27 protein-coding genes are annotated in these 24730 nt (G+C 70.3%); 19 read left to right on the top strand and 8 right to left on the bottom strand.

Going from position 1 to position 24730, the window contains the following annotated elements; translation table 11 throughout:
* A partial coding sequence (gene lysA, locus Q7P21_RS08710; RefSeq protein ID WP_304176706.1) for a diaminopimelate decarboxylase occupies nucleotides 1-856 on the top strand: 856 nt, incomplete at its 5' end.
* Nucleotides 857-863: 7 nt separating this feature from the next.
* Here the strand turns inward: lysA and Q7P21_RS08705 are convergent.
* Nucleotides 864-1397, bottom strand: a complete 534-nt coding sequence (locus Q7P21_RS08705; protein ID WP_304165283.1) for a phosphoribosyltransferase — start codon at nucleotides 1395-1397, stop codon at nucleotides 864-866.
* Complete coding sequence (locus tag Q7P21_RS08700) at nucleotides 1390-2280, bottom strand: DUF3426 domain-containing protein (protein ID WP_304165285.1); 891 nt, start codon at nucleotides 2278-2280, stop codon at nucleotides 1390-1392. The genes Q7P21_RS08705 and Q7P21_RS08700 overlap by 8 nt, the downstream gene beginning before the upstream one ends.
* 56 nt (nucleotides 2281-2336) lie before the next feature.
* Between Q7P21_RS08700 and ftsE the strand changes: the two genes are divergently transcribed.
* Genes ftsE through Q7P21_RS08675 form a run of 5 tightly spaced genes read left to right on the top strand, consistent with a single transcriptional unit; the run spans nucleotide 2337 to nucleotide 6564 of the window.
* Nucleotides 2337-3062 carry a cell division ATP-binding protein FtsE gene (gene ftsE, locus Q7P21_RS08695; protein ID WP_304165287.1) on the top strand — a complete coding sequence of 242 codons (726 nt, stop codon included), beginning with the start codon at nucleotides 2337-2339 and terminating at the stop codon, nucleotides 3060-3062.
* Nucleotides 3059-3955 (top strand): ABC transporter permease, encoded by an 897-nt coding sequence (locus Q7P21_RS08690; protein ID WP_304165289.1) that lies wholly within the window; start codon nucleotides 3059-3061, stop codon nucleotides 3953-3955. The genes ftsE and Q7P21_RS08690 overlap by 4 nt, the downstream gene beginning before the upstream one ends.
* Before the next feature lie 11 nt (nucleotides 3956-3966).
* A complete protein-coding gene (locus Q7P21_RS08685; protein ID WP_304165306.1) occupies nucleotides 3967-4605 on the top strand; it encodes a YdcF family protein in 639 nt (212 codons plus the stop codon).
* A gap of 2 nt (nucleotides 4606-4607) precedes the next feature.
* Nucleotides 4608-5318: a 1-acyl-sn-glycerol-3-phosphate acyltransferase gene (locus tag Q7P21_RS08680; RefSeq protein ID WP_304165291.1), complete on the top strand. Its 711-nt coding sequence runs from the start codon at nucleotides 4608-4610 to the stop codon at nucleotides 5316-5318.
* A 10-nt stretch (nucleotides 5319-5328) separates the two neighbouring features.
* Entirely contained in the window at nucleotides 5329-6564 is a 1236-nt protein-coding gene (locus tag Q7P21_RS08675) for a pyridoxal-dependent decarboxylase (protein ID WP_304165293.1), read from the top strand.
* Here the strand turns inward: Q7P21_RS08675 and Q7P21_RS08670 are convergent.
* Nucleotides 6555-7091, bottom strand: coding sequence for a gamma-glutamylcyclotransferase (locus tag Q7P21_RS08670; RefSeq protein WP_304176695.1), 537 nt, complete (start codon nucleotides 7089-7091; stop codon nucleotides 6555-6557). The two genes, Q7P21_RS08675 and Q7P21_RS08670, sit on opposite strands and share 10 nt — an antisense overlap.
* On the opposite strand from Q7P21_RS08670, the gene Q7P21_RS08665 reads away from it, so the two are divergent.
* Entirely contained in the window at nucleotides 7090-8142 is a 1053-nt protein-coding gene (locus Q7P21_RS08665; RefSeq protein WP_304176693.1) for a DUF2125 domain-containing protein, read from the top strand. The two genes, Q7P21_RS08670 and Q7P21_RS08665, sit on opposite strands and share 2 nt — an antisense overlap.
* Nucleotides 8143-8161: 19 nt before the next feature.
* Here the strand turns inward: Q7P21_RS08665 and Q7P21_RS08660 are convergent, their stop codons facing one another.
* The gene (locus tag Q7P21_RS08660) at nucleotides 8162-9412 is read right to left on the bottom strand and encodes a Xaa-Pro peptidase family protein (protein WP_304176690.1); all 1251 of its coding nucleotides are present in this window, start codon (nucleotides 9410-9412) and stop codon (nucleotides 8162-8164) included.
* 132 nt (nucleotides 9413-9544) lie between these two features.
* Between Q7P21_RS08660 and Q7P21_RS08655 the strand changes: the two genes are divergently transcribed.
* From Q7P21_RS08655 to Q7P21_RS08645, 3 genes are all read left to right on the top strand, one after another.
* Nucleotides 9545-10543, top strand: a complete 999-nt coding sequence (locus Q7P21_RS08655) for a M23 family metallopeptidase (RefSeq protein ID WP_304176687.1) — start codon at nucleotides 9545-9547, stop codon at nucleotides 10541-10543.
* A 46-nt stretch (nucleotides 10544-10589) separates the two neighbouring features.
* Entirely contained in the window at nucleotides 10590-11258 is a 669-nt protein-coding gene (locus Q7P21_RS08650; protein WP_304176683.1) for a lysoplasmalogenase, read from the top strand.
* Between the two features lie 176 nt (nucleotides 11259-11434).
* Complete coding sequence (locus tag Q7P21_RS08645) at nucleotides 11435-12682, top strand: RimK family alpha-L-glutamate ligase (RefSeq protein WP_304165408.1); 1248 nt, start codon at nucleotides 11435-11437, stop codon at nucleotides 12680-12682.
* A gap of 45 nt (nucleotides 12683-12727) precedes the next feature.
* Here Q7P21_RS08645 and Q7P21_RS08640 read toward each other — a convergent pair whose 3' ends face one another.
* The gene (locus tag Q7P21_RS08640) at nucleotides 12728-13966 is read right to left on the bottom strand and encodes an NADH:flavin oxidoreductase/NADH oxidase family protein (protein WP_304165407.1); all 1239 of its coding nucleotides are present in this window, start codon (nucleotides 13964-13966) and stop codon (nucleotides 12728-12730) included.
* A 133-nt stretch (nucleotides 13967-14099) separates the two neighbouring features.
* Here Q7P21_RS08640 and Q7P21_RS08635 point away from each other — a divergent pair, with 133 nt between their 5' ends.
* Nucleotides 14100-14684, top strand: coding sequence for a TetR/AcrR family transcriptional regulator (locus Q7P21_RS08635; protein WP_304165405.1), 585 nt, complete (start codon nucleotides 14100-14102; stop codon nucleotides 14682-14684).
* Between the two features lie 2 nt (nucleotides 14685-14686).
* On the opposite strand, the gene Q7P21_RS08630 is transcribed toward Q7P21_RS08635, so the two are convergent.
* A complete protein-coding gene (locus Q7P21_RS08630) occupies nucleotides 14687-14947 on the bottom strand; it encodes a hypothetical protein (protein ID WP_304165403.1) in 261 nt (86 codons plus the stop codon).
* Nucleotides 14948-15039: 92 nt separating this feature from the next.
* A complete protein-coding gene (locus Q7P21_RS08625) occupies nucleotides 15040-15687 on the bottom strand; it encodes an NUDIX hydrolase (RefSeq protein ID WP_304165401.1) in 648 nt (215 codons plus the stop codon).
* A 166-nt stretch (nucleotides 15688-15853) separates the two neighbouring features.
* On the opposite strand from Q7P21_RS08625, the gene Q7P21_RS08620 reads away from it, so the two are divergent.
* From Q7P21_RS08620 to Q7P21_RS08585, 8 genes are all read left to right on the top strand, one after another.
* Nucleotides 15854-16654 (top strand): chorismate mutase, encoded by an 801-nt coding sequence (locus tag Q7P21_RS08620; RefSeq protein ID WP_304176680.1) that lies wholly within the window; start codon nucleotides 15854-15856, stop codon nucleotides 16652-16654.
* A gap of 41 nt (nucleotides 16655-16695) precedes the next feature.
* Nucleotides 16696-17823 (top strand): histidinol-phosphate transaminase, encoded by a 1128-nt coding sequence (gene hisC / locus Q7P21_RS08615; RefSeq protein ID WP_304165397.1) that lies wholly within the window; start codon nucleotides 16696-16698, stop codon nucleotides 17821-17823.
* Nucleotides 17824-17826: 3 nt separating this feature from the next.
* The gene (locus tag Q7P21_RS08610) at nucleotides 17827-18762 is read left to right on the top strand and encodes a prephenate/arogenate dehydrogenase family protein (protein ID WP_304165395.1); all 936 of its coding nucleotides are present in this window, start codon (nucleotides 17827-17829) and stop codon (nucleotides 18760-18762) included.
* A complete protein-coding gene (locus tag Q7P21_RS08605; protein WP_304165393.1) occupies nucleotides 18759-19088 on the top strand; it encodes an SMR family transporter in 330 nt (109 codons plus the stop codon). The genes Q7P21_RS08610 and Q7P21_RS08605 overlap by 4 nt, the downstream gene beginning before the upstream one ends.
* Nucleotides 19089-19173: 85 nt before the next feature.
* Complete coding sequence (locus Q7P21_RS08600) at nucleotides 19174-19440, top strand: EF-hand domain-containing protein (protein WP_304165392.1); 267 nt, start codon at nucleotides 19174-19176, stop codon at nucleotides 19438-19440.
* Nucleotides 19441-19578: 138 nt separating this feature from the next.
* Nucleotides 19579-21156, top strand: a complete 1578-nt coding sequence (gene ggt / locus Q7P21_RS08595; protein WP_304165390.1) for a gamma-glutamyltransferase — start codon at nucleotides 19579-19581, stop codon at nucleotides 21154-21156.
* A gap of 89 nt (nucleotides 21157-21245) precedes the next feature.
* Nucleotides 21246-21563: an ArsR/SmtB family transcription factor gene (locus Q7P21_RS08590; RefSeq protein WP_369685418.1), complete on the top strand. Its 318-nt coding sequence runs from the start codon at nucleotides 21246-21248 to the stop codon at nucleotides 21561-21563.
* Nucleotides 21560-21985 carry an SRPBCC domain-containing protein gene (locus Q7P21_RS08585; protein ID WP_304176677.1) on the top strand — a complete coding sequence of 142 codons (426 nt, stop codon included), beginning with the start codon at nucleotides 21560-21562 and terminating at the stop codon, nucleotides 21983-21985. The genes Q7P21_RS08590 and Q7P21_RS08585 overlap by 4 nt, the downstream gene beginning before the upstream one ends.
* On the opposite strand, the gene Q7P21_RS08580 is transcribed toward Q7P21_RS08585, so the two are convergent.
* Nucleotides 21977-24730 (bottom strand): ATP-dependent DNA helicase (locus tag Q7P21_RS08580; RefSeq protein WP_304176675.1); only part of this gene is annotated, 2754 nt, incomplete at its 5' end. The genes Q7P21_RS08585 and Q7P21_RS08580 overlap by 9 nt on opposite strands.

Below are 24730 nucleotides of genomic sequence, written 5' to 3'. Positions count from 1 at the left end.
GGTCGCCCAGTCGCTGGGAACCCGGGCTGTGATCGCCATCCGGGTGAACCCCGACGTCTCGGCCGGCGGTCACGCCAAGATCTCGACCGGCAAGGCCGACAACAAGTTCGGCGTCTCCTTCTCGGAAGCCGAACGGCTCTATGCCCAGGCCGCCAACAACGCCGGCCTGAAGCCCGTGGGCGTCACCTGCCACATCGGCAGCCAGATCACCGAGCTGGCGCCCATGGCCGAGGCCTTCGCCAAGATGCGCGGCCTGGTCGAGCGCCTGCGCGCCGAAGGCCTGGGCGTCGAGCGCCTCGACCTGGGCGGCGGCCTGGGCGTGCCCTATTTCAACCAGCCGACCCCGCCCACGCCGGACGATTACGCCCGGATGATCGCCAGGACGATGGGCGGCCTGGACGTGGCCTATTCCTTCGAGCCCGGCCGGATGATCTGCGCCAATGCCGGGGTGCTGCTGGCCCGGGTGCTGCACATTCATGAGCGGCCCGAGGGGCGCAAGTTCGCGGTGCTGGACGCCGGCATGAACGACCTGATCCGGCCGGCCATGTACGACGCCTACCACGACATCCGCCCGGTGAAGCCGCGCGCCGGCGAGCCGGTGGTCTATGACGTGGTCGGGCCCATTTGCGAGACCGGCGACACCTTCACCCGTGACCGCGCCCTGCCCCCGCTGGAGGCCGGCGACGTCGTGGCCTTCATGAGCGCCGGCGCCTACGGCGCGGTGATGTCGAGCGAATACAACAGCCGCCTGCTGGTCCCGGAAGTGCTGGTCAAGGGCGGCGACTGGGCGATCGTCCGCCCCCGCCCGACCTATGAGGACATGCTGGCCAGGGAAGCGCCCGCCCCCTGGCTTTAGGCCTGGTTCAGTCCATCGCCCCGATGAAGGGCAGGCCGCGCATGGCGCCGGCGGCATCCATGCCGTAGCCGACCAGGAACCGGGCCGGCGCGTCCCAGGCGGAGAAGTCGGGCTGGATGGCCCGCGGCTTGGGCCAGGGCTTGGTGGCGAACACCGCCGTCAGCACCTCGGCCGCACCCGCGTCGCGGACCAGGCGATGAGCCTCGGAGAGCGACAGGCCGGTGTCGAACACGTCGTCGATGATCAGGGCCCGGCGGCCAGCCAGCGGCCGTTGCAGATCGGCCCGCACCTCGCAGCGCCCCAGGCTGGCGCGCTCGTCCCCATAGGAGGCCAGCCACAGGGCGTCGAAGCGCACATGGCGTCCTGCGCGCGATAGCGCCCGGGTGAGGTCGGCGGCGAACCACAGCCCGCCGGTCAGCAGGCAGACGGCGACCGTCTCGTCATCGATGCGCGGCGCGATCTGGCGGGCGAGGTCGGTGACCTTGTCGGCGATCTCCGCCTCGGTCAGCAACACCACGGGAACAGCGGCGGTCTCACTCATGCGGCGGGGCGCTCGGCAGGGCGTAGGGGGAATTGGACGGCAGGGGCGCGGCCTCCACCGGCGCGGGGCCCATCGTCGGTTCGGCGCCCTGGTCCGGGCCGCGCAGCAGCGGTCCGGCCTCAGGCGGCGGGGCGGCGGCGTGCTTGGCCTGGGGCAGGATCACCCCCTTGCGGGCCGCTTCCGGCGCAAAGGCCACCTCCAGCTCATTGGCCGAAGTCGGCGGATCAATGATGGCCAGGGCGAAGTGGCGGGTCTCGCCGGGCGGCACCACGGCGTCTGCCGGCTGGGCGATCTTGGTCGAGACCCGGCGGCCGGCCTTGTTGATCAGGCTGACCCTGAGTGGCGGGGCGGTGATCGCCGTGTCCTCGATATTGCGGATCATGCCGGAGACCGACAGGGCCGCGTGGCCGTCCTGCAGCGAGGGCTCGGCCTTCACGCCTTCGATCACCAGACCCAGGCTGTTGACCGGCAGGCCGACGCCGGCATAGGCGCCCGCAGACTGCGGCCAGATCTTCACGACATTGACCCGGAAGACCACGGCGAGCGCGATGACGATCGCCAGCACGGCGGTCATGCCCGCCCAGACCACGCCATTGGCCGCAGCCTCGCGCAGCTTGCGCTCATCGGCCGCCTTGGCGCGGAACACCTTGGGCAATTCCTCGCCCGGCAGGTCGCTGACCAGGGGCGGTTCGGGCTCGGGATCAGGCTCCGGCTCATGGGCCAGGGCGCCCTCGTCCTCGGAGACATCAAGCTCCAGGGCGGCCGCGGACTCCGCGTGCCACCTGTGCCCGCAGGACACGCATTTCACCGTCCGGCCTTCCGCGGGGATCTTCGAATCATCCACGAAATAGCTGGTGGCGCACTCTGGACAGGTCAGTATCATGACGGCCGAATCGGACGCTCCAGCAACCTCCACCGAGGTCGCCGATTTCGGGTCCCATGTCCAGAAACCCCCTCGCCGCAGAGGCCGCCTCGCAGGCTGATCATGTCCTGCGCTTCGACGATGTGTCGATGCGCTACGGCCGGGGTCCGGAGACCCTGCGCGACCTGAATTTCCAGCTGGAGCCGGGTTCGTTCCACTTCATCACCGGGGCCTCGGGCGCCGGCAAGAGCTCGCTGCTCAAGCTGATCTATCTGGCGGCCAAGCCGTCCAAGGGACTGATCCATCTGTTCGGCGAAGACCTTTCCGTGATCCCGGCCAACGAAAAGCCGCTGATCCGTCGCCGGATCGGGGTGGTGTTTCAGGAATTCCGCCTGCTCGACCATATGACCGCCTTCGACAATGTCGCCCTGCCGCTCCGCATCGCCGGGCGCAAGCCCGACAGCTACCGCCAGGACGTGGCCGAGCTCCTGGCCTGGGTCGGCCTGAAGCATCGGATGCACGCCATGCCGGCGACTCTCGCCGGAGGCGAGAAGCAACGACTCGCCATAGCCCGCGCCGTGGTGAATCGTCCCGATATTCTCCTGGCCGACGAACCCACCGGCAATGTTGACCACGAGATGAGCCTGCGCATCCTGCGCCTGTTCGTGGAGATGAACAGGCTGGGAACCACCGTGCTCATCGCCACCCATGACCAGGACCTGGTCGCCCGCTCCGGCCGCGAGGTGCTGCACCTGGCCGACGGCCGCCTGACCCGGCACGACGCGCCCCGGCCGCGCCCATGAGTGAGGCCGACGCCTTCGTGGCGCGCTGGCGCCCGGCCAGCTTCCTGCCGGCCGCCGACACCCGGGACGGCTCCCTGACCTTCGTGGTCGCGGTGCTGTGCTTCCTGGCCTGCCTGACGGCGCTGGGGGTGATCGCCTCGGACCGCGCCGCCCGGGGCTGGAGCGACCAGCTGACCCGCCAGGCCACCATCATCGTGCGGCCCAAGGCCAATGAGACCCCGGATTCCGCCGCCGCCCGCGCCGCCGAGACCCTCGCCGGGGTCAAGGGCGTGTCCGAGGCCCGGGCGCTGGAGAAGGAAAAGGCCGAGGCCCTGGTCGCCCCCTGGCTGGGCGACATCAGCGATCTCGACGACCTGCCGGTGCCCAGGCTGGTGGCGGTCGACCTCGACCCCAAGGCGCCGGCCACCGCCGCCGACCTCGACGCCGCGCTCAAGGCGCAAGGGGTGGACGGCGTCGTCGACGACCACACCATCTGGACCGCCGACATCGCCCGCTCGGCCGGCCTGGTCCGCTGGTTCGGCGGCGCCGTGTTCGGCCTGATCGCCGCCGCCGCGGGGGCCGTGGTGGCCTTCGCCACCCGCGCCGGCCTGCAGGCGCGGCGCGACGTGGTCGAGGTGCTGCATCTGTCCGGGGCCGACGACCACTTCATCGCCCGGCTGTTCCAGGTGCGCTTCGCCCGCATGGCCGCCGTCGCGGGCTTGTTCGGAGCCGCCGGCGCGGCGATCATAGGGGCTGGCCTGCGCCTGGCAGGCGGCGAGGGGGGCCTGACGCCGGTGTTGCCGATCATCTGGACCGATCTCCTGGCCGTGGCGCCCTGCCCGCTCTTCGCCGCCCTGGTGGCGGCGGTGGCCGCGCGGTTGACCGCCGAGGGCCTGATCCGGGACATGGCGTGATGAACAGCGCGCTGAAGGGCCTGGCGCTGATCCTGCTGGTCGGGGTGATCTGGGCGGCGGGGCTGATCGCCTTCGCAGACCGGGTCGATCGCTCGACGCCGGCGCCCCTGCCGGACAAGGCCGATGGCCTCGTGGCCCTGACCGGGGCCGGCTCCAATGAACGCATCGAGGCCGGCGTCGAACTGCTGGAAGCCGGCAAGGCCAAGCGGATGCTGGTTTCCGGCGTCAATCCCGAGGCCAGCCGCGAGGATATCCGCACCGTCTCCAAGGCGGTCCGCAAGATCTACGACTGCTGCGTGGACCTGGGCTTCACCGCCGCCGACACGGTCGGCAACGCCCGGGAGACGGCCGAATGGGCCGCCGCCATGCGCTATGACAGCCTGATCGTGGTGACCGCCGACTACCACATGCCGCGCGCCATGCTGGAGCTGCGCTCCACCTTGCCGGCCGCCAAACTTGAGCCCTATCCCGTGGCCACCTCGGTGATCAACGCCCACTACTGGTGGCGCACCGGGCGCGGCGCGCGGTTGATGATCATGGAGTATTCGAAGTATCTGGCGATCCTGGGCCGCGAGATCGTGCGCGGCATGGGTCCCAAGGACGCGGCCGGCCCCGCCGTCTCGCCCACTCCCTCCACCTCGAAAGGCTGAACTTGCTCGCCCTGCGCTCCATCCTCTTCGTGGCCCTGTTCTATATCTGGTCGGTGTTCTTCGCCCTGATCATGATCCCGTTCCTGATCCTGCCGGCGTCCTGGATGAGCCGGGCGCTCTATGTCTGGAGCGCGGTGATCAACGGCCTGTTGTTCCTCTGCTGCGGCATCCGGGTCGAGATCCGCGGCAAGCAATACATCCCCAAGGGCGACGCCCTGGTCGCGCCCAAGCACCTGTGCATGCTCGACGTCTTCGCCCAGTTCAGCGTGCTCTCCAGCCCGTTCTTCGTGATGAAGAAGGAGCTGGTCTGGGTGCCGTTGTTCGGCTGGTACGGGGTCAAGATGGGGGCCTTGGTGGTCGATCGCGCCGGCCATTCCACCGCGCTGAAGAAGATGGTCCGCGGCGCCCAGGTGCAGTTCAAGAAGGGCAACCGGCAGCTGCTGATCTTCCCGGAAGGCACCCGCGGCGAGCCCGGCAAGGCCGGCGACTACAAGCCCGGCATCGCCGCCCTCTATCGCGACCTCGACATCCCGGTGCATCCGGTGGCGACCAATTCCGGCGTCCACTGGCCCGCCCATGGCTTCCTGCGCACCCCAGGAACCATTGTCTTCGAATATCTTGAGCCCATTCCGCCCGGCCTGAAACGCGGCGAGTTCATGCGCATCCTGGAAGAGCGCATCGAGACCGCCTCCAACCAGCTGCTCAGCCTCTAGGACCCGCCCCATGCGCAAGCCCCTGCCCGAGACCGGAACCGCCTGGGAAGACCTCAAGGTGAAGATGGCCGACTACGCCTCCGGCGACATCCGCTGGCGCGAGGGCAAGACCGCCGTCTACGTGTTCAACGCCGGCCCCGAGGTCGAGCGGGTGCAGAAGGAGGCCTACGCCCTCTTCATGTCCGAGAACGGCCTGGGCCCCGCCGCCTTCCCCAGCCTCAAGCGCATGGAGGCCGAGGTTGTGGGTTTCGGGCTCGGCCTGCTGCACGGCCCTGAGGGCGCGGCCGGCTCGATCACCTCGGGCGGCACCGATTCCATCACCATGGCGATCAAGACCGCGCGGGACTACGCCCGCAAGGTCAAGGGCCTGAGCGGTGAGCTGAACATCGTCCTGCCCCGCTCCGCCCATCCCGCCTTCGACAAGGCGGCCGCCATCATGGAGATCGAGGTCCGCCGCACCCCGGTGAAGGACTATCTGGCCGACCCCGCCGCCATCGCCGCCGCGGCCGACGACAAGACCATCATGATCGTCGGCTCGGCCCCCAGCTTTCCCTATGGCCTGATCGACCCGATCGCGGCCCTGTCGGACCTGGCCGTCGCCCGGGACCTGTGGCTGCACGTCGACGCCTGCGTCGGCGGCTATATCGCCCCCTTCGTGCGGATGAACGGGGCCGACATCCCGCCCTTCGACTTCGAGCTCGCGGGCGTGCGCTCCATGTCCGCCGACCTGCACAAGTACGGCTACTGCGCCAAGGGCGCCTCGACGGTGTTCTTCCGCTCCGCCGAGCTCTACCAGCACATGGTCTTTGACTTCGACGTCTGGCCGGCCGGGCGCATGACCACCCCCACCCTGTCAGGCACCCGCCCGGGCGGAGCGACCTCGGCGGCCTGGGCGGTGATGAATTTCCTGGGCGTCGCCGGCTATCGCGACAAGCAGGGCCAGGTGGTCGCCGCCCGCGAAAAGCTGCAGGCCGGCGCCGAGGCCCTGGGCTTCACAATCATCGGCAAGCCGCAACTGGGCATCCTCAGCTACACGCACACGGAGGTCGACTGCCTGGCCATCTGGACCAAGATGCGCGAGCGCGGCTGGTTTTCCAGCATGGGAACCGCGCCGCGCGCCATGCACATGATGATCTCGCCGTTCCACCTGCAGGTCGCCGACGCCTATCTGGCCGACCTTGCCTGGGCGCTCGGCGAAGTGAAGGGCCCCGCGGCGACCGTGGCGGCGGAAGCGCGCTATTCCTGAGCGACGATCGCTTCCACCCGCGCCAGCAGGCTCTCCATCCCCGCATCCCGGACGCCCTCGGCCGCCAGATGGGCCACGAGGTCGCGCAGATAGTCGATGTTCGGTCCTGACAGGCCGGTGGCGCCGGAGATCAGTTCGGCCTGGCGTTCCAGGCTGAGGGCCCCAGCCCATTGGGGATGGGCGGTGTCGGACAGGAAGACCAGGGTCTCGACATCGCGGCCGCCGGCCAGGCGCACGGGCCTGGAGGCCTCCACATAGGTCTCGGTCGGCTGCTCGCGTTCGCGCAGATAGGCATAGACCTCGGGCCAGGCCGCTTCGTCGATGCGATAGGCCGCGCCCCGGGTCGCGCCGCCGGGCGCCAGGCCCAGCACCAGGCCCGGTCGCTCATAGGTGCCCCGGTGATGGACGGAATATATGCAGAAGGCGCGGCGGCGGCCGTATAGGGTGGCGGGCCTGCGCTCGACGAACTCGAAACCGGGGCGCCACATCAGCGATCCGTAACCGAACACCCAACGCTCAACCGACATGGCCCGCCGCTCAACCCCGCCCGACCCGACACCTGTGCCCGATCCGGCGCCCGACCGCAAACATCGCAGGCTGGGGCTCTATGTTCCGTTCGCCATAGCCGCGATGATCGCCATCGCCTGGACGGCTGTGTGGATCGGCATCCGAGGCGAGGCGATCCGGACCATCGACGCCGACGCCGCGATCCTGCGCAAGGCGGGCTATGACGTGGCCTGGCAGGACCGCCGGATCACCGGCTGGCCGTTCCGCATGGACGTGGCCTTCACAGAGCTTCGCCTGCGCGAGCCGACCGGCTGGGGCTTCGCCGCCCCGAAGCTGGAGGCCGAGGCCTTCGCCTATGCCCTGGACCACTGGATGATCGCCGCCGAGGACGGCTTCACCTTCACCCGGCCGCGCGGCGGGCCGGTAGAGGTCAAGGGCCGGGTGCTGCGCGCCAGCCTGACCGATGTCCGCCAGACCCCGCCGGCGCTCTCGATCGAGGGCCTGGACGTCACCTTCGCCTCCGGGCCTGGGGCTCAGCCGTTCTCGCTGGCCTCGGCCAAGCGGGTCGAGCTGCATCTGCGCCCCGGCCCCGACGACCAGGGCGCGATCCTGTTCAAGGTCGAAGATGGCCGCACGGCCCCAGGCTCGACCCTGGGCGCGGTCGGCGAGGGCAAGCCGGTTTCGATCATCTGGGACTCGATCCTCTCCAAGGTCAGCGCGCTCAAGGGCGCCGATCTGGCCGAGCGCAGCCAGGCCTGGTCCCTGGCCGGCGGCCAGTTCCAGGTGCGCCAGGCGGGGATCACCGCCGGCGACGCGTCCCTCGGCGCCCAGGCCGGCAAGCTCGCCCTGGATAGCGACGGCTATCTGTCTGGAAGCCTCGACATCACCGTGCGCAACGGCCCCCAGGCCATGGTCGACCTCGCCCGCGCAGGACGGGTTCCCCCGGAATCGGCCCTGGCCGCCGCCGCCGTCATGGCCGCACGCCCTGACGGCCACCTGCCCCTGACCTTCCAGGCCGGCCAGACGACGCTCGGTCCCGTGGCGCTGGCGCCCGCCCCCAAGCTCTGGTGAATCTTCTCCCTCGCCCCGCTCAGCCGAACGGCTTGTCGATCGACGGCGGCGGGACGGAGAACCATTTCGGGCCCGCCTCGGTCATGTGGAAACAGTCCTCCAGCCTGACGCCAAATCCGCCGGGAATATAGATCCCCGGCTCGTTGGAGAAACACATGCCGGCCGCCAGGGGCGTCGTCTCGCCGTGCACCAGATTGACCGGCTCATGGCCGTCCAGGCCGATGCCGTGGCCGGTGCGGTGCGACAGGCCCGGCAGGTCGTAGCGCGGGCCATAGCCCAGGCTCTCATAATAGGCTCGCACCGCGTCATCGACCGAACCGGCCGGCGCGCCGAGCTGGGCGGCAGCCAGCGCGATCTCCTGGCCGCGATGCACCTGGTTCCAGACCTTGCGCTGGGCAGCGGTCGGCTCGCCGAACACGAAGGTCCGCGAGATGTCGGACTGATAGCCCTGGACCGTGCAGCCGCAATCCATCAGCACCACCTCGCCCTCGCGGACGATCTGCGGCTTGCCGGAGCCATGCGGATAGGCGGCCGCCTCGCCCAGCAGGATCAGGTTGAACTCCACCTCGCCGCCCAGGGCGCGGGTGGCGCCGGCCATGATCGCGTCGATATCGCCCCGGGTCATGCCGGCCTGGACGCGGGGATAGGTGTGGCGATAGGCGGCGATGGTGATGTCGCTGGCCAGCTGCATCAGGGCCAGCTCATGCTCGGTCTTGATCATCCGCACGCCACGGGTGACCGCCGCGCCATTGCGCAAGGTCGCACTGGGCAGGGCCTTCTGCAGGGCGTCGACGATGAAGAAGCGCACCGTCTCCTCCACCCCGATGACGCCGCCCGCCAGCTTCTTCTCGGTCAGCCAGCCGGCCACCACCGCCAGCGGATTTTCGTCCTCCTGCCAGATCCGCACTTCGCCAGGGACCGCCAGGGTCTCGCGCACCGAGGGCTCCTCGAAGTGCGGGGTGACGATCAGCACTTCGCCCTCGGCCGGAATCACGCAGGCCGTCATCCGCTCGCTGCGGCTCCAATGCACGCCGGTGAAATAGATCAGCGACGAACCCGGCTCCATCAACAGAGCCGAGATCCCCTTGGCCCGCATCAGGGCCTGGGCCCGGGCGATTCGCGCCTGTCGCTCAGCCGGGCTGATCGGAACCACCCCGCCGGTCATGGATTTCAGGTCGGGCGCAGGCTCGGCCCGGGCCGCGCCCGCCGCCATCGCCAGCCCTGCGCCGGACGCCCACCCCAGGAACCTGCGCCGGTCTGTCTGAATCATCGCTCGTTCTCCGATAGGCCCTGAAGCTAGGCCGGAAAGCCGCCGATGTCGTCGATCTCAAACCCGCAATCTTGGGCCATATTGCCGACCCAGGGACCCGCCAGCTTGTCGGCGCCCAGGAAGGCCGTCGCGATGCTCCCTCTCCGTCACGCCCTGATCGCGCTCGCCCTCGCCAGCCTGCCCGCCGTGGCCGACAGCGCGCCAGCCGCCGCGCCGCACCTGGTCCTGCCGATCGCCTGCCAGCCCGGCCGAACCTGCGAGGTGCAGAACTATGTGGACCGCGACCCCGGCCCGGGCGCGCGCGATTGGCGCTGCGGCCCACGGACCTATCAGGCCCATACCGGCGTCGATATCCGCCTGCCCAGCCTGGCCGTGCAGCGGGCGGGCGTCGATGTGCTGGCCGCGGCGCCGGGGACCGTCTCGCGCCTGCGCGACGGGGTGGCCGACATTTCGATCCGGGCGGCTGGCGCGCCGTCCGTCGCGGGCCAGGAATGCGGCAATGGGATCGTCATCAGCCATGGCGACGGCTGGGAGACCCAGTACTGCCACCTCGCCAAGGGCAGCCTGAAGGTGAAGGCCGGCGATCGGGTCACGGCCGGCCGACCGATCGCCCGGGTCGGGCTGTCGGGCAATACCGAGTATCCGCATCTGCATCTGACCGTCCGCCATGCCGGCCAGCTGATCGATCCGTTCGCGCCGGATACGCCCATCGCCTGTGACCCCAAGGCGCCCGTCGCCGGCCTATGGACCCCAGCCGCTGCGGCCCAGCTGCCCTATCAGACCGGGGCCGTGCTCAATGCCGGCTTCGCCGACCGGGCCGCGACCAATGACGATGTTGAAGGCGGCGGGCTCGCCACCCCCACCGCCGCGTCTCCCGCCCTGCTGGCCTATGTCCGCGCCATCGATCTTCTGGCTGGCGATCTGGTGCGGATCACCCTGGTCGCCCCCGACGGCGCGACCCTGGTGGACAGCCGAGGCCCGCCGCTCGATCACGACAAGGCCCAATGGCTGGTCTTCGCCGGCAAGAAACGCCCTGCCGCCGGCTGGCCCCGGGGTGTCTATCGCGCCCGCTATGAGGTGACCCGCGCCGGCGCCGTGGTCCTGGTCCGCGCGTTCAACCTCACCCTCTGACCGGGCGGGCTAGCCCGTCTGAAGCTTGGGCGCTAAGCGTGGGGCGATGACCGCGCACCCCGAGACCAGCAACCAGAAGACCCTCCTGGCCGGCGCCGTCCTGGCCGGGGTGAGCTATCTGGCCTCGGGCCACCTGCCGATCCCCGTGGAGGTCGGCGTCCTGTGGAAGGGCTCAGGCGTCACCCTGTTGGCGGTCTATGCGGCGCTGCGCGCCCGGACCCTCGACGGCTGGCTGATCTGCGCGGTGATGGCCTTCGGGGCGCTCGGCGACATGCTGCTGGAGGTGGCGGGCCTGACCATCGGCGCCATCGCGTTTCTGGTCGGCCACCTGGTCGCCATCGGCCTCTATGCGCGCTGGCGCAGACCCAGGCCCAGCCTCAGCCAGATCCTGCTGGCCGCCACCCTGGTCCCGGCGGTCACGGTCACGGCCTGGCTGCTGCCCGCCGATCGCGGCGGCGCGAACGGCGTAGCGGTCTATGCCTTCTTCCTGTCGCTGATGGCGGCCTTCGCCTGGCTCAGCCGGTTCCCGCGCCATCGGGTGGGGGTCGGCGCCCTGATGTTCGTGGCCTCGGACCTGCTGATCTTCGCCCGCACCGGCCCGCTGGCGGGACTTGCCTGGGTCAGCCCCGCCGTCTGGGTGCTCTACTTCGCCGGCCAGGCCCTGATCTGCGTCGGAGTGACGCACCGGTTGAGCCGCGGCGAAAGCTCGCGTTAACCATAAATCCACGCCGTGCTCGCCAACCTCGCCGCTTCACCCCGAATGCCGGGGCGCGGCCGCCGGTCGCGCTTCAGCCTTCGTAACGCAGTCGCCGCAATGCCGCCCCGATTCGCCCGAAGCCTCGCTTGGCCCGGGCGCAGCCGAGGCGCTGATTCGCATCTCGCCAGGATCGCATGACCCTTCCCGCCCTGATCGCCGACGCCGACATCCCCCAGGTCCTTGGCCTGTCCCACCTGGCCCAACAGGTCTTTGACGAGGTCGACCTGACCCCGGTCTTCAATTCGATGACCGCCCGGGTGAACGCCGATTCCAATGACGCGGCGGCCTGGTACGACATCGCCCTGATGCTGACCCTGACCGGCCAGATCGACCGGGGCCTGGAGATCCAGGCCCTGGCCATGCAGGCCTCGCGCCTCTACCGGCGCGTCCATGGCGACGGGTCCGACCTCAGGATCCTGGCCTTCGTCACCCCTGGCGACCTGATGGCCAACACCCCGCTCGACTTCCTGCTCGAGGGGTCGAACATCCGGCTCGACCTGCTCTATGTGGAGCCAGGCGTGGCCCTGCCGGCCGAGCTTCCCGACCATGACCTGGCCTTCCTGGCCATCGGCGAGTCCAAGTCCAACGCCGTGGTGCTGGCCGCGCTCGAACCGGTGCTGGCCGCCTGGCCCCGGCCAGTGGTCAATGGCCGCCCCCTGCAGATCGCCGGCCTGACCCGCGACGGCGTCGCCGCCCAGTTCGCCGACAGCGGCCGGATTGTCGCGCCCACCACGCGCCGCCTCACCCGCGCCGACCTCTATCCCCTGGCGGTCGGCGAGACGGCGGTCTCGGACCTGCTGCCCGGCGCCAGCTTCCCGATCATCATCCGGCCGATCGATTCCCATGCCGGCCTGGCGCTTGAGAAGTGCGACGCGCCCGACGACCTGGCGGGCTATCTGGCCCAGCATCCGGGGCCGGAATTCTTCGTCACCGACTATGTCGACTACGCCAGCCCGGACGGGAAGTTCCGCAAGCAGCGCGTGGCGATCATCGGCGGCGTACCGTTCATCAGCCACCTGGCGGTCTCCGACCACTGGATGGTGCACTATCTCAGCGCCGGCATGGCCGAGAAGGCCGAGCGCCGCGCCGAGGAGGCCGCCTTCATGGAGGCCTTCGACAGCGACTTCGCCGTCCGCCACGCCCAGGCCCTGGCCGAGATGACCGAGGGCTTCGGGCTCGACTACTACGCCATCGACTGCGGCGAGACGGCCGACGGCCAGCTGCTGCTGTTCGAAGCCGATGTGGCGATGATCGTGCACGCCATGGATAGCGAGACGCTGTTTCCCTACAAGAAACCGGCGATGAAGAAGCTGTTCGCCGCCTTCCAGCAGATGCTGCAGGCCACGGCCGACCATCAGGCCCTGGGCATTCGCGCGGCTTAGGGCGCGTCGGGCGGGCTAACCGGTTCCAACTGGCCCTGACGCGCTCTAGGTGCGCGCCGCCAGATAGCGCCGATAGCGCTTGATCTGACCCCCACGGCGCATCTGGCCGGCGATCATGGCCAGCAGCGGCGAGCTGTTCACCGCCGGCTCCTTGCCCGTCGCCATCCGGCGCAGCTGGCTGCCTACAAAGGCCATGCTGGCCATAGCGACCAGGGTCTTGTTCTTCGACTTCAGCTTGGGGGTGACCGGGGCGACCGTCGCGGCCTTGCGCCAATGATTGGCCAGGTCGGGATCGAGCGCGATCGCCGTAGCGATCCCCACCACGGCCACACCTTCGGCCAGGGCCTGTTCGGCCACCTCGCGCCGGCGGATACCGCCGGTCACCATCAGCGGCATCTTGGCCAGGCCCTTCAGGTCGACGGCGAATTCCAGGAAATAGGCTTCCCGCGCCAGGGTCCGACCGTCGGCGGCCTCGCCCTGCATGGCCGGGCTTTCATAGCTGCCGCCTGACAGCTCCACGAGATCGACGCCCAGGTCATTGAGCATGCCGACCACGGCCCGCGCATCGGCCTGGTCGAAGCCGCCGCGCTGGAAGTCGGCGGAATTCAGCTTCACCCCGACGGCGAAGTCCGGCCGCACCTGGGCCCTCACGGCCTTGACGATCTCGACCAGCAGCCGGGCCCGGTTCTCGATTCCCCCGCCCCAGCTGTCGGTGCGGTGATTGGCGAGCGGCGACAGGAACTGGGAGACCAGATAGCCGTGGGCCGCATGGATCTGCACCCCGTCGAAGCCGGCCAGGTCGGCCTGGCGGGCGGTGGCGGCGAAACGGGTGATGGTCTCGGCGATCTCGGCCTCGTTCATGGCCTTGGGCTTCACGAACAGCTTGGAGTGCGGGCCGAGGTCCAGCTGCACGTCCGAGGCCGACCAGCCATTGCCGCCTTGATCGACCTGCACCTGGCGGCCCGGATGGTTGATCTGCATCCAAACCTTGGCGCCGCCCGACTTGGCCGCCGCCGACCATTCGCGGAACGGGGCCAGATCGGTCGCCGCCTCCAGCACCACCCCGCCCGGCCCGGTCAGGGCGCGGCCGTCGACCATGACATTGCCGGTGATCAAGAGGCCCGCCCCGCCCCGGGACCAGCGCCGATAGAGCGCGAACAGCTGGCCGTCCGGCGTCTGGCCCGTCGCGGCCAGGTTTTCCTCCATGGCCGCCTTGGCGATCCGGTTGGGCAGGGTCGCGCCGCTGGCGAGCGACAGGGGGGCGAAGAGGTCGGCGGTGGCCATCGGGGAATCCTGGAGCGGGTCGCGAATGTTTACGATGCAAACATGGTGAGAATGTCTACAATGTCAACATGGACCTTTGCCTCGCCCTGTGGGACTTAAGGCTGTGACGACGCGACAAGGACATGACGGCGCGGTGAGCGAGCTCGAAAAGCCGGCCTATCACCATGGCGACCTGCGCGCGGCCCTGCTGGACGCCGCCCTGGCCCTGCTGGCCGAAGGCCAGGAGCCGTCCCTGCGCGCCGTCGCCCGCCGGGCCGGGGTCTCGCCCATGGCCCCCTATCGCCACTATGCAGACCGCGAGGCCCTGCTGGCCGCCGTGGCCGTGCGCGGGATCGAGGGCCTGAAGTCCACCCTGGAGGCCGCTGACGCCGACGCGGCGCCTGGCCAGGCGGTGGTCGCCCAGGCCGTGGCCTATGTCCGCTACGCCTGCGACCACCCGGTGCTGTTCCGCCTGATGTTCGGCCCGAGCCGACCCAGCGCCGAACACGGGATCTGTTCCGCCGCCCAGGAGGTCAAGGACGTGCTGCTCGGCCGCCTGGCCCACGAGGCGCCGCAGCGCTTCACCCCGGACTACGCCCTTGGCTGTTGGGCCCTGATCCACGGCCTGGCTCAGCTGGTGGTCGAGGGCCTGCTGGCCGAGACCGATCCCGACCCGCTGGGCAACGGCCTGATCGAACGTGCGGTCCAGGCCATGCTGACCCGCACCGCCGAGGCCTGATCTCAGGCCTGCAGGTCCGCCGCGCCGCCCAGCGCCTGCGCCCGCTTCTGGGCGAGCTTCGCCCCGTCCTCCAGCTCCGCGACCTTGCCCTGCAGGATCACCGACGGTCCATGCTTGCGCTCCGGCGGGGCGTCGACGCCGAAGGGGCCGTCCTTGGGATGGGCGGGGTCGATATGCTTCTTGGCCTCATCGACCTCGGTGCAGTTGTGACAGGCAAAGCCGTTCACGCTCACCGGATTGGGATAGTCGCCGCCGATCGCCATGTTGCAGTCCCCTGAAGCTGGCCTTCAGGGGTGAGTTCGCGCGAGCCTGGACGAAGGTTACAGCCTCCGAAAATTATTTTCGCGAAGGCGCGTCACGCTCCGAGGATCGCCGCGCGCAGGTCCTCGATCACCGCGGCGTCAAGACCGCAGGCCGGGCCGCGCGCCAGCACCTGGGTCGCGGCGGCCCAGAGTCCCGCGATGTGCATGGCCTGCATGATGAGGTCGCCGGACGCCAGGCGGCGCATGACGCTCGCCCAGTCCTCCAGCACCACCTCGATCTCCTCGCCGAAATCGGGGGCCAGCCCGCCCACCTCGCGCACGCCGAGCGCCAGGAAGGTGGTCGCCCGGTTCGACTGATTGGCCGGATTGGGCCAGGCGCCCAGCACCCGCTCGAAAGGAACCCCGCCGTAGCCGGTCTCCTCGATGAGCTCCCGCTCCGCCGCCGCCCGCGCGGCCAGGGCGGGATCAGCCCCGTCCTTGGGGTCGATCGCCCCGCTCGGCAGGCCCAGCACCACCTCGCCGGCCCCGTGCCGATATTCGAGCGCCAGCACCAGCCTGCCGTCCGGCCGCACGGCGACAACGTTCACCCAGTCCGGATAGCCGATCACATGATAGGGCCCGATCTCCGCCCCCTGGGGCGTCACGCACCGGTCCGAGCGGACCGTGAGCCAGCGGTCCTGGAAGGTGATCTCCGACGAGAGGGTGCGCCACTTGAGGCGGTCGGTCGGGATCGGGGACATGGCGACATTCTCCTAAGCCAGGCTCGGAGCTTGTAGCGTCCAAAATGACGATCGCATCCTCGAACATGCCCCCTCGTTTCACCCGCAACTTTCTTGCGCCCGCCCCGCCTATTGCGCCCGCGCACGCAATGACCTAAGCGCCAAACCTTCGTTTTCGGGGGACAAAATGGCGAAGGCCGATCCCAATGCCGCGCCGAACCCGCTGGACGCCGTGCGGGCGCGCATCGATGCGATCGACGCCGATCTGCTGACCCTGGTCGAGGAGCGCGCCGGTCTGGCGCGCGAGGTGGCCGCCGCCAAGGCCGCCGCCGGCGACGCCGACAAATTCGCCCTGCGACCGGCGCGCGAAGCCGCCCTGTTGCGCAAGCTGCTGGCTCGCCCATTGAACAACGCCCGCCCCTCCCTGGTGGTGCGCATCTGGCGCGAACTGATCGGCGACAGCCTGTCGCGCCAGGGCCCGTTCCATGCGGCGGTGTTCGGCGGCAAGGATCCGGCCCGCGCCGTGGAGCTGGCCCGCAACCGCCTGGGCGCCGCCCCGTCCCTGCGCGTGGTCGCCAGGCCGGAGGACGCACTGGCCGCCGCCCGCACGCCCGGCGGCGTGGCGGTCCTGGCCCTGGAGGGCGGCTGGTGGGGCCGGCTCCTGGCCGAGCCGTCTCTGAAGGTGTTCGCCGCCCTGCCCTGTCTCGCCGCCTGGGGGCCGCTCAACGCGCTCTGCGTGGCCGCCGTCGAGGTCGAGCCCACGGGCCAGGACCTGACCTATTGGGTCACCGACGAGCCCGGTTCCGCCGCCGCGATCGAGGCTTCGCTCAGCCGCGACGGGGTGGCCGGCGAACTGATCGCCGAGAGCGGCGGGCTGAAGCTCTTCGCCCTGCTGGGCTACTACATGGCCGACGATGAGCGGCTGTCGCGGGCGCCCGGCCGACTTTCCGGGGTGATCGGGGCTGCGCCGGCGCCGCTCGACGTGTAAGAGGCGGGCTCCCCGTCCCGCTTCAGGTCCCCGACCGCTCCATGACCGACGCTCCCCCCGTCATCGACCGCGCCTCGGCCGCGCGCCCGACCCCCAAGCCCGGCATCCTCGCGATCGCGCCCTATGTCCCCGGCAAGGCCACGGCGGAGGGGATCGAACATCCGCTGAAGCTGTCGGCCAATGAGAACATCCTGGGCTCCAGCCCCCTGGCGCGCGAGGCCTTCGCCAGCGCCATCGATCAGCTGCACATGTATCCGGAAGGCCGCTCCAACCTGCTGCGCGCGGCGATCGGCGAAGCCTATGGCCTGGAGCCCGAGCGGCTCTTGTTCGGCTGCGGCTCGGACGAGATCTTCCAGCTCCTGAACCAGACCTTCCTCGAGCCCGGCGACAACATCGTCCAGGGCCAGTACGGCTTCGGCGCCTATGCCATCGGGGCCCGCGCCTGCCAGGCCGAGGTCCGTTTCGCGCCCGAGCGCGACTACCGCATCGATGTCGACGAGATGCTGAAGCAGGTGGACGCGCGCACCCGCCTGGTCTTCGTCGCCAATCCGGCCAACCCCACCGGCACCTGGATCACCGGTTCGGAGATCCGCCGCCTGCACGCCGGCCTCGCCCCTTCGGTCGTGCTGGTGCTGGACGGCGCCTATGCCGAGTTCCTGTCCGACCCGGCGTTCGAGGACGGCGCCTCAATGGTCCGCGAGTTCGACAATGTGGTCATGACGCGGACCTTCTCCAAGCTGCATGGCCTGGCGGGCCTGCGGGTCGGCTGGGCCTATATGCCGGTCGAGATGGCCGCCGCCGTCGATCGGATCCGCCTGCCCTTCAACGTCAATATCCCCGCCCAGCTGGCGGCCGTGGCCGCGCTTGGCGACATCGATTTCCAGACCCGGTCCCTGGCGCTGGTCGAGCAATGGCGCGCCTGGCTGACCCAGCAGATCGGCGGGCTCGGCCTCGACGTCGTGCCTTCGGCGGCCAATTTCGTGCTGGTTGGATTTCCCAGGACCCCGGGCAAGACCGCCAAGGAGGCCGAGGCCTATCTGGCCTCGCGCGGCCTGATCGTGCGCGGGGTCGGCGGCTATGGCCTGGCCGACCACCTGCGCATCACCATCGGGCTGGACGCGCACAACCGGGCCGTGGTCGACGCCCTCTCCGACTTCCTGAAGGGCTGAGCCGTGGGTGAGGTGATCTATCCCCGCATGGCGGTGATCGGCTGCGGCCTGATCGGCTCCTCCGTCATCCTGGCCGCGCGGGCGGCGGGCACGGTGGGCGAGGTCTTCGTGGCCGACGCCAGTCCCGCGCACCGGGCCAGGATCACCGAGCTGGGCTATGCCGACCTGGTGACCGGCGATATCGCGCAGGCCGTGGCCGGCGCCGACCTGGTGGTCTTCGCCGTGCCGGTGATGGCCATGGGCGAGGCGGCCCTTGCCGCGGCGGCCACGCTCAAGGCCGGCGCGACCGTGACCGACGTCGGCTCGGTCAAGGGCTCGGTCGCCGAGGCCCTGGCCAAGGCCTTGCCCGACACGGCCTTCGTGGTCCCCGGCCACCCGATCGCCGGCACCGAGCAGTCCGGCCCCGAGGCCGGATTCGCCGAGCTGTTCGACAGGCGCTGGGTGATCCTGACCCCCCAGGCCCGCACCGACGACCCCTATCTGGAGGCCGTCCAGCGGCTGGCCGATTTCTGGACCCGGGCCGGGGCCAATGTCGATCGCATGGATCCCGCCCACCACGACCTGGTCCTCGCCGTCACCAGCCACCTGCCCCACCTGATCGCCTATAATATCGTCGGCACCGCCGCCGACATGGAGGAGGTCACCCAGGCCGAGGTGATGAAGTATTCGGCCGGCGGGTTCCGCGACTTCACCCGCATCGCGGCGTCGGACCCCACCATGTGGCGCGACATCTTCCTGACCAACAAGGACGCAGTGCTGGAGATCCTGGGCCGTTTCACCGAGGACCTGCAGGCGCTGAGCCGGGCCATCCGCTGGGGCGAAGGCGACAAGCTGTTCGAACTGTTCAGCCGCACCCGCGACATCCGCCGCGGCATCGTCGCGGCTGGCCAGGAAAGCGCCGAGCCCAACTTCGGCCGCGACCGGGGCAAGCACTCTTGAACGGCTATGTCTGGTTGGGCGGCGCGATCCTCGCCGAGGTGATCGCCACCACCATGCTGAAGGCCTCGAACGGCTTCACCCGGCTGACCCCGTCCCTGATCACCGTAGCGGGCTACGCCTTCGCCTTCTGGTGCCTGTCGCATTCGATGAAAACCGTGCCGGTCGGTGTCGGCTACGCCATCTGGTCGGGGATCGGCATCGTGCTGATCACCGCCATCGCCTGGATCTGGTTCAAGCAGGCCCTCGACCTGCCCGCCATGCTGGGTATGGGCCTGATCTTGTCCGGGGTGCTGGTGATCAATCTGTTTTCGAAGAACGCAGGCTGATCGGCGGGGCTATTGGCGCAGCCCGTGCAATAATAGCGCAACATCCAGGGCCTTGGCTCCGGCCGCCAAGCTTCAGGAGACGCCCATGCGCACCTTCATCCTCGCCGCTGTCGCGGCCCTCGCCCTCGCCGGAACCGCCCAGGCCCAGATGATGGGCCCGCCCGACCCTGCCGCCATCTTCAAGAAGTTCGACGCCAACAATGATGGTGCGATCACCAAGGACGAGTGGGTCGCCGCCGGCCGCCCGGCCGAGCGTTTCGACCTGGTCGATGCCGATCATGACGGCAAGGTGACTCAGGCCGAGCTCACTGCCGCCATACAGAAGATGATGCAGGCGCGTCAGGGTCAGTAGGCCGTTCCCCCGCCCGGGAGAGCCGCTAAGGTGCGCGTCCAAATCAGGGAGGCGCGCGTGATCGGATTTCCTCAAGCGGCATTGGCGCGCGCGCCGTGGCCCCGCCGCCGTGTCGGCCCCGTCTTCGGGCGCGGCGGCATGGTGGCGGCCGCCCACCCCCTGGTCACCGAGACCGGGCTTGAGGTGCTGCGCCAGGGCGGCAACGCCGTGGACGCCGCCGTGGCGGCCGGCCTGACCGCCGCCGTGGTGATGCCGGAGATGTGCGGCCTGGGCGGTGACCTGTTCGCCCTGGTCAGTGCGCCCGGCCAGGCCCCGACCGCCTTTCTGGGCAGTGGCGCCGCCCCGCGCGCCGCCACCCTGGCCCAGATGCGCGCCGCCGGCGTCAACGGTCGCATGCCCTATCGCGGGCCGCTGGCGGTCAGCACGCCCGGCATGGTCGACGCCTATGAGGCGCTGTTGACCCACTATGGTTCGCGATCCTTCGCCACCCTCGCCCAACCCGCCATCGCCCAGGCCGAGGACGGCTATCCCCTGACCGTGCTGGGCGCCTACGCCATCGCCAACGCCAGGGCCCTGATCGAGGAGCATCCCAGCACCGCGGCGGTGTTCCTGCCCGGCGGCGAGGTTCCAGTCCCTGGCGCGATCCTGAAGCAGCCGGGCCTGGCCCGTACGCTTCGGACCCTGGCCGCCAAGGGACCTGACGCCTTCTATCGCGGCGCGATCGCCCGGGAGATCGCCGACTTCATGGCCCAGGTCGGCGGCGTCCTGTCGGCGGCGGACCTGGCCGAGCACCGGACCGAGGTCACCGCCCCGCTGCAGACCAGCTACCGCGGCCACACGGTCTTCCAGACCGGCCTGCCGTCCCAGGGGCTGATCCTGCTGGAGGCCCTGAATATCGTCGAGCGCGCCGATCCCGGCCTGCTGGCGCGGGGCGACGACGCGGCGGTGCATGTGATGGCCGAGGCCATCAAGCTCGCCTATGCGGACCGCATCGCCTATGCCCGCGACCCGGCCTTTGGCGACACCCCCCTGGACCAGCTGCTGTCAAAGCCCTGGGCGGAACAGCGGTTCGCGATGATCGATCCGGACCTGGCGTCGGAGGAGACCCCGCCCGGCCCGTTGAGCGACGGCGACACCACCTATTTCTGCGTGGCCGACGCCTCCGGCATGATGGTCTCGCTGATCCAGTCGGTGTCGTCCAACTTCGGCTCCGGCGTGGTGGCCGGCGAGACCGGGGTGCTGCTGAACAACCGCGCCGGACGCGGCTTCAGCCTCGACGACGGCCATCCCAACATCTTCGCCCCCGGCAAGAAGACCCTGCACACCCTGAACTGCTGGATGCTGGCCGATCCGCAGGGCCGCACCATCATGGTTGGCGGCACCCCCGGCGGCGACGGCCAGCCGCAGTGGAACCTGCAGATGCTGGTCAATCTGATCGATGCAGGCCTCGACGTGCAGGCCGTCGCCGACGCCCCGCGCTGGACCGTGTGGCCGGGCACGGATCCCCTGGATCGGCCCAATCCCTATGAGCTGCGCCTGGAGACCCGATTTGGCGATCCGGCCCTGGCCGGGCTCGAAGCCCGTGGCCATCGCCTGGCGCGCCAGGGGGGCTGGGGCACGCCCTGCGCCGCCCAGTTGATCGCCCGCGATCCGGAGACCGGTGTGCTGGTTGGTGGCTCCGACCCTCGCGCCGAAGGTCTGGCCCTAGGGTATTGAACTGATCGGTTGACTAATTGCGAAGGTCGCGCAATCATTCAACCATGATGTTGAACGAACCGTCAGCGGACGTCCGGCTCGACCGGACCTTGGCCGCGCTCGCCGACCCGACCCGGCGGGCCATACTGCAGCGGCTCTCCCAGGGCGAGGCGCGGGTCACGGAGCTGGCCGGGCCCTTCGACATGTCGCTGAACGCCGTCTCCAAGCACATCCAGGTGCTGGAGCGCGCGCAGTTGCTCCGCCGCCGCAAGGCGGGCCGGGAGCACCTGTTGACCCTGACCCCCGAGCCCATGAACGAAGCCGTGGCCTGGATGGACGCCCAACGCGCCCTGTGGACCAGCCGCCTGGACGTTCTCGAAGGCCTGCTCAGGGCGCAGGACGCCGCCGCCAAGGGAGACGCCCCATGACCGCCCAGACCGTCACCGTGCAGGTCCGCCGCCATTTCAACTTTCCGCCCGAGCGGGTGTTCGACGCCTGGCTTGACCCGACCCTGGCCGGCCGATTCCTGTTCGCCACCCCGACGGGCGTGATGGTCAAAGTAGCGATCGACGCCAAGGTCGGCGGCCGCTTCGAGATCGTCGAGCGTCGGGGCGACAAGGACGAGCCCCATGTCGGCGAGTATCTGGAGATCGACCGGCCACGTCGGCTGGCTTTCACCTTCGGCGACAACATCGCCTTCGACGCCACCACGGTCACGGTCGAGATCACTCCGGCGGTCGGCGGTTGCGACCTCGTGCTCACCCACACGGGTGTCGGCCCGCAGTGGGAAGCCCAGACCCACGAGGGATGGACCGGCATCCTGGAGAGCTTGGCCCGCGCCCTAGTCTGACGGCGGCGCCAGGAACGCGGCTGTGGCCTCGATCGCCTCGACCAGACCGACCCGTTGGATCTCCACCCCCTGTGGCAGGCCAGAGAACAGGCGGGTGGGCGCCGCGGCGTCGAGCATGACGAAGACGCCCTTGTCGTCGGCCCGGCGGATCAGGCGGCCGAAGGCCTGGCTGATGCGGTTGCGGGCGACGCTGTCGTCATAGTTCTTGCCGCCAAACCGCACCCGGCGGGCCTTGTGCAGGATGTCCGGCCGGGGCCAGGGCACGCGATCGAAGACCAGCAGGCGCAGGGATCGGCCCGGCACATCCACCCCATCGCGCACCGCGTCCGTGCCCAGCAGGCAGGCGTCCTGCTCAGCACGGAAGATGTCGACCAGGGCGCCGACCTCCAGCGGGTCCACATGCTGGGCGTAGAGGGCCAGGCCCTTGTCCGACAGGGGCGCAGCGATCCGCTCATGCACGGCGCGCAGCCGGCGGATGGCGGTGAACAGGCCGACGCCCCCGCCGCCCGCGGCCAGGAACAGCTCGCGCATGGCGGCCGCCACCTGGCGGGCGTCGTCCTTGCTGACGTCCGTCACCACGAAGGCCCGGGCGTTCGAGGCGTAGTCGAAGGGCGAGGCGAGCCGGAGCGTCTTGGGTCGATCCGGCAGGCGCGCGGCGCCTGTGCGCATTTCGGCCAGCGCGAAGGGATCGTCGAGGGTCGAGTCGGCGAGCGTCGCACTGGTCACCAGCACCCCGTGGGCCGGGGCGATGACGGCGTTGGTCAGGGGCTCGGTCGGGTCGACCCAATGGCGGCGGCAGGCGGCGTCGACCACCCGGCCATAGAGGAAGGTGGCGTCGAACCAGTCGACGAAATCCGGATCGTCCTCGGAATCCTCGTCGATGGCCCGCAGCATCGATCGCCAGGCCGGCAGGGTCATGCGGGCCCGTCGGTCCAGGCCGCGCAGGGCGCCCTCGATCCGGGCCCGGTCGCCGGTGGCGAGGTCGGCGGCCTCGTCGTCGAGGATGTCTTCGAGATGCCGGGCCAGCGCCAGCAGCGGAGCCTCGACCTTGGCCAGGCCGGCGGCGGCGGTGCGGGCCGTGTCGCGCACCAGGTCAAGCGCCGGACGGGCGGCGCACTCCATGCCCACCTCCGACGGCGCCGCGCGGGCCCGCAGCTGCTCGATCACCGCCACCAGGAAGCCCTCGATCGGGCCGATGGGGTTCACCTCGCCATTGGGTGGGGCGATGCGCCCGGACCAGCCCTCGCCCGGCAGGGCGGCGGCGGCGTGGGTGGCGTCCTGCAGGGCGCGCAGGGCGTCCTCGCGGTCGCCGATCACATCGGAGAGCCGGGCCTCCAGGCCTCGGCCGCGACGCCCCCGCCCCTCGGGTCCCCGGATCCAGCGACGCAGTTCGGCGGCCTCGGCGCCGGACAGGGCGGCGGCGAAAGCGTTGTCGGCGGCGTCGAACAGGTGGTGGCCTTCGTCAAAGACGATGCGCTTCAACTGGGTGGTCTCGCCGTCGGCCTTGGAGCCCCGCGCCGCCCGGGCGCCGTCGAACGCCGCCTGGGTCAGGACCAGGGCGTGGTTGGCGATGACGATGTCGGCGCGCCGTGAACCCCGGATCGCCTTTTCCACAAAGCATGTCCGGTAGTGGACGCAACCGGCGTGGATGCACTCACCCCTGCGATCAACCAGGTTGGCCGGGCTGGCCTGGGCGGCGGGCGCGATACCGAACAGGGTCGGCAGCCAGGCGGGGAAGTCGCCCCCCGTCATGTCGCCGTCCCGGGTCGCCCGGGCCCAGCGGGCGGTCAGCCCCATGCCGATCAGGTCGGCCCCGCCCAGCTGGGCTGTATTGGCCTGATCCTGGAAGTTCAGCAGGCAGAGATAGTTCTCTCGGCCCTTGCGGACCACGGCCTTCTTCGCTCGGATCTTGGGGTCGGGATAGATGGCGTGGCTCTCGCGCTCGATCTGCCTCTGCAGGGCGCGGGTATAGGTCGAGACCCAGACCGAGGGGCCGTTGGCCTCGGCCCAAAGCGACGCCGGCGCCAGATAGCCCAGGGTCTTGCCGACGCCGGTGCCGGCTTCCGCCAGCATCATCCGCGGCTCACCCTCCCGTTCGCGGGGCAGGAAAGCGTAGGCGGTCTCGGCGGCGAACTCCGCCTGGGCGGGACGGGCCTCATCGAGGCCGGCGCGCTGCAGCAGTTCAGCCAGGCGCTTGGTCGCCTCTTCCGGCAGGATGGGCTTGGAGCCGGCCTCGCCAGGCGGCGCCTGATCCTCCCACTCCGACACCCGCGCCCAGACGTCGAGGCCCGAGGAGCGGAACTGGTTGCCGACCGGGGCCGAGCGAAGCGCCCCGACCGCGGCCGCGCCCCAGGCCCATCCGGCCCGGGCCAGGGTCTCGGCTATGGCCAGCGCCTCCTCGCGACTGGGCTCCGGGGCGTCGGCCAGCTCCCGCAGCAGATGCAGGGCCGACGTCCGCAGGCTCGCCGCCTGCTCTGCCGCCCCCTTGGGCTCCGGCAGGCCCAGCGCCAGGGCCAGGCCCACGGCCGAGGGGGCGCAGAACCGGGCCGGTCGGACAAAGGCGTAGAGCTCAAGCGCGTCGAACAGGCCAGGTCCCCGGGGCGGCATGTTGAGCCCCAGGCGCTTGGCGGTCATGGCCGCGTGGGCCACCAGCACGGGGCCGTGCTCGAACAGATCGCGGGCGTCGGGCGCGCGGATCGCCGCCGCCTTCACGGCGTCGGCCGCCGCGGCGCGCGGGCCCGGCAG

Source organism: Phenylobacterium aquaticum, assembly GCF_947378715.1.
GTDB classification, from domain to species: domain Bacteria; phylum Pseudomonadota; class Alphaproteobacteria; order Caulobacterales; family Caulobacteraceae; genus Phenylobacterium; species Phenylobacterium aquaticum_A.
The sequence above is the reverse complement of the archived record's forward strand: the minus strand, read 5'-3'. Positions and strand labels throughout refer to the sequence as shown.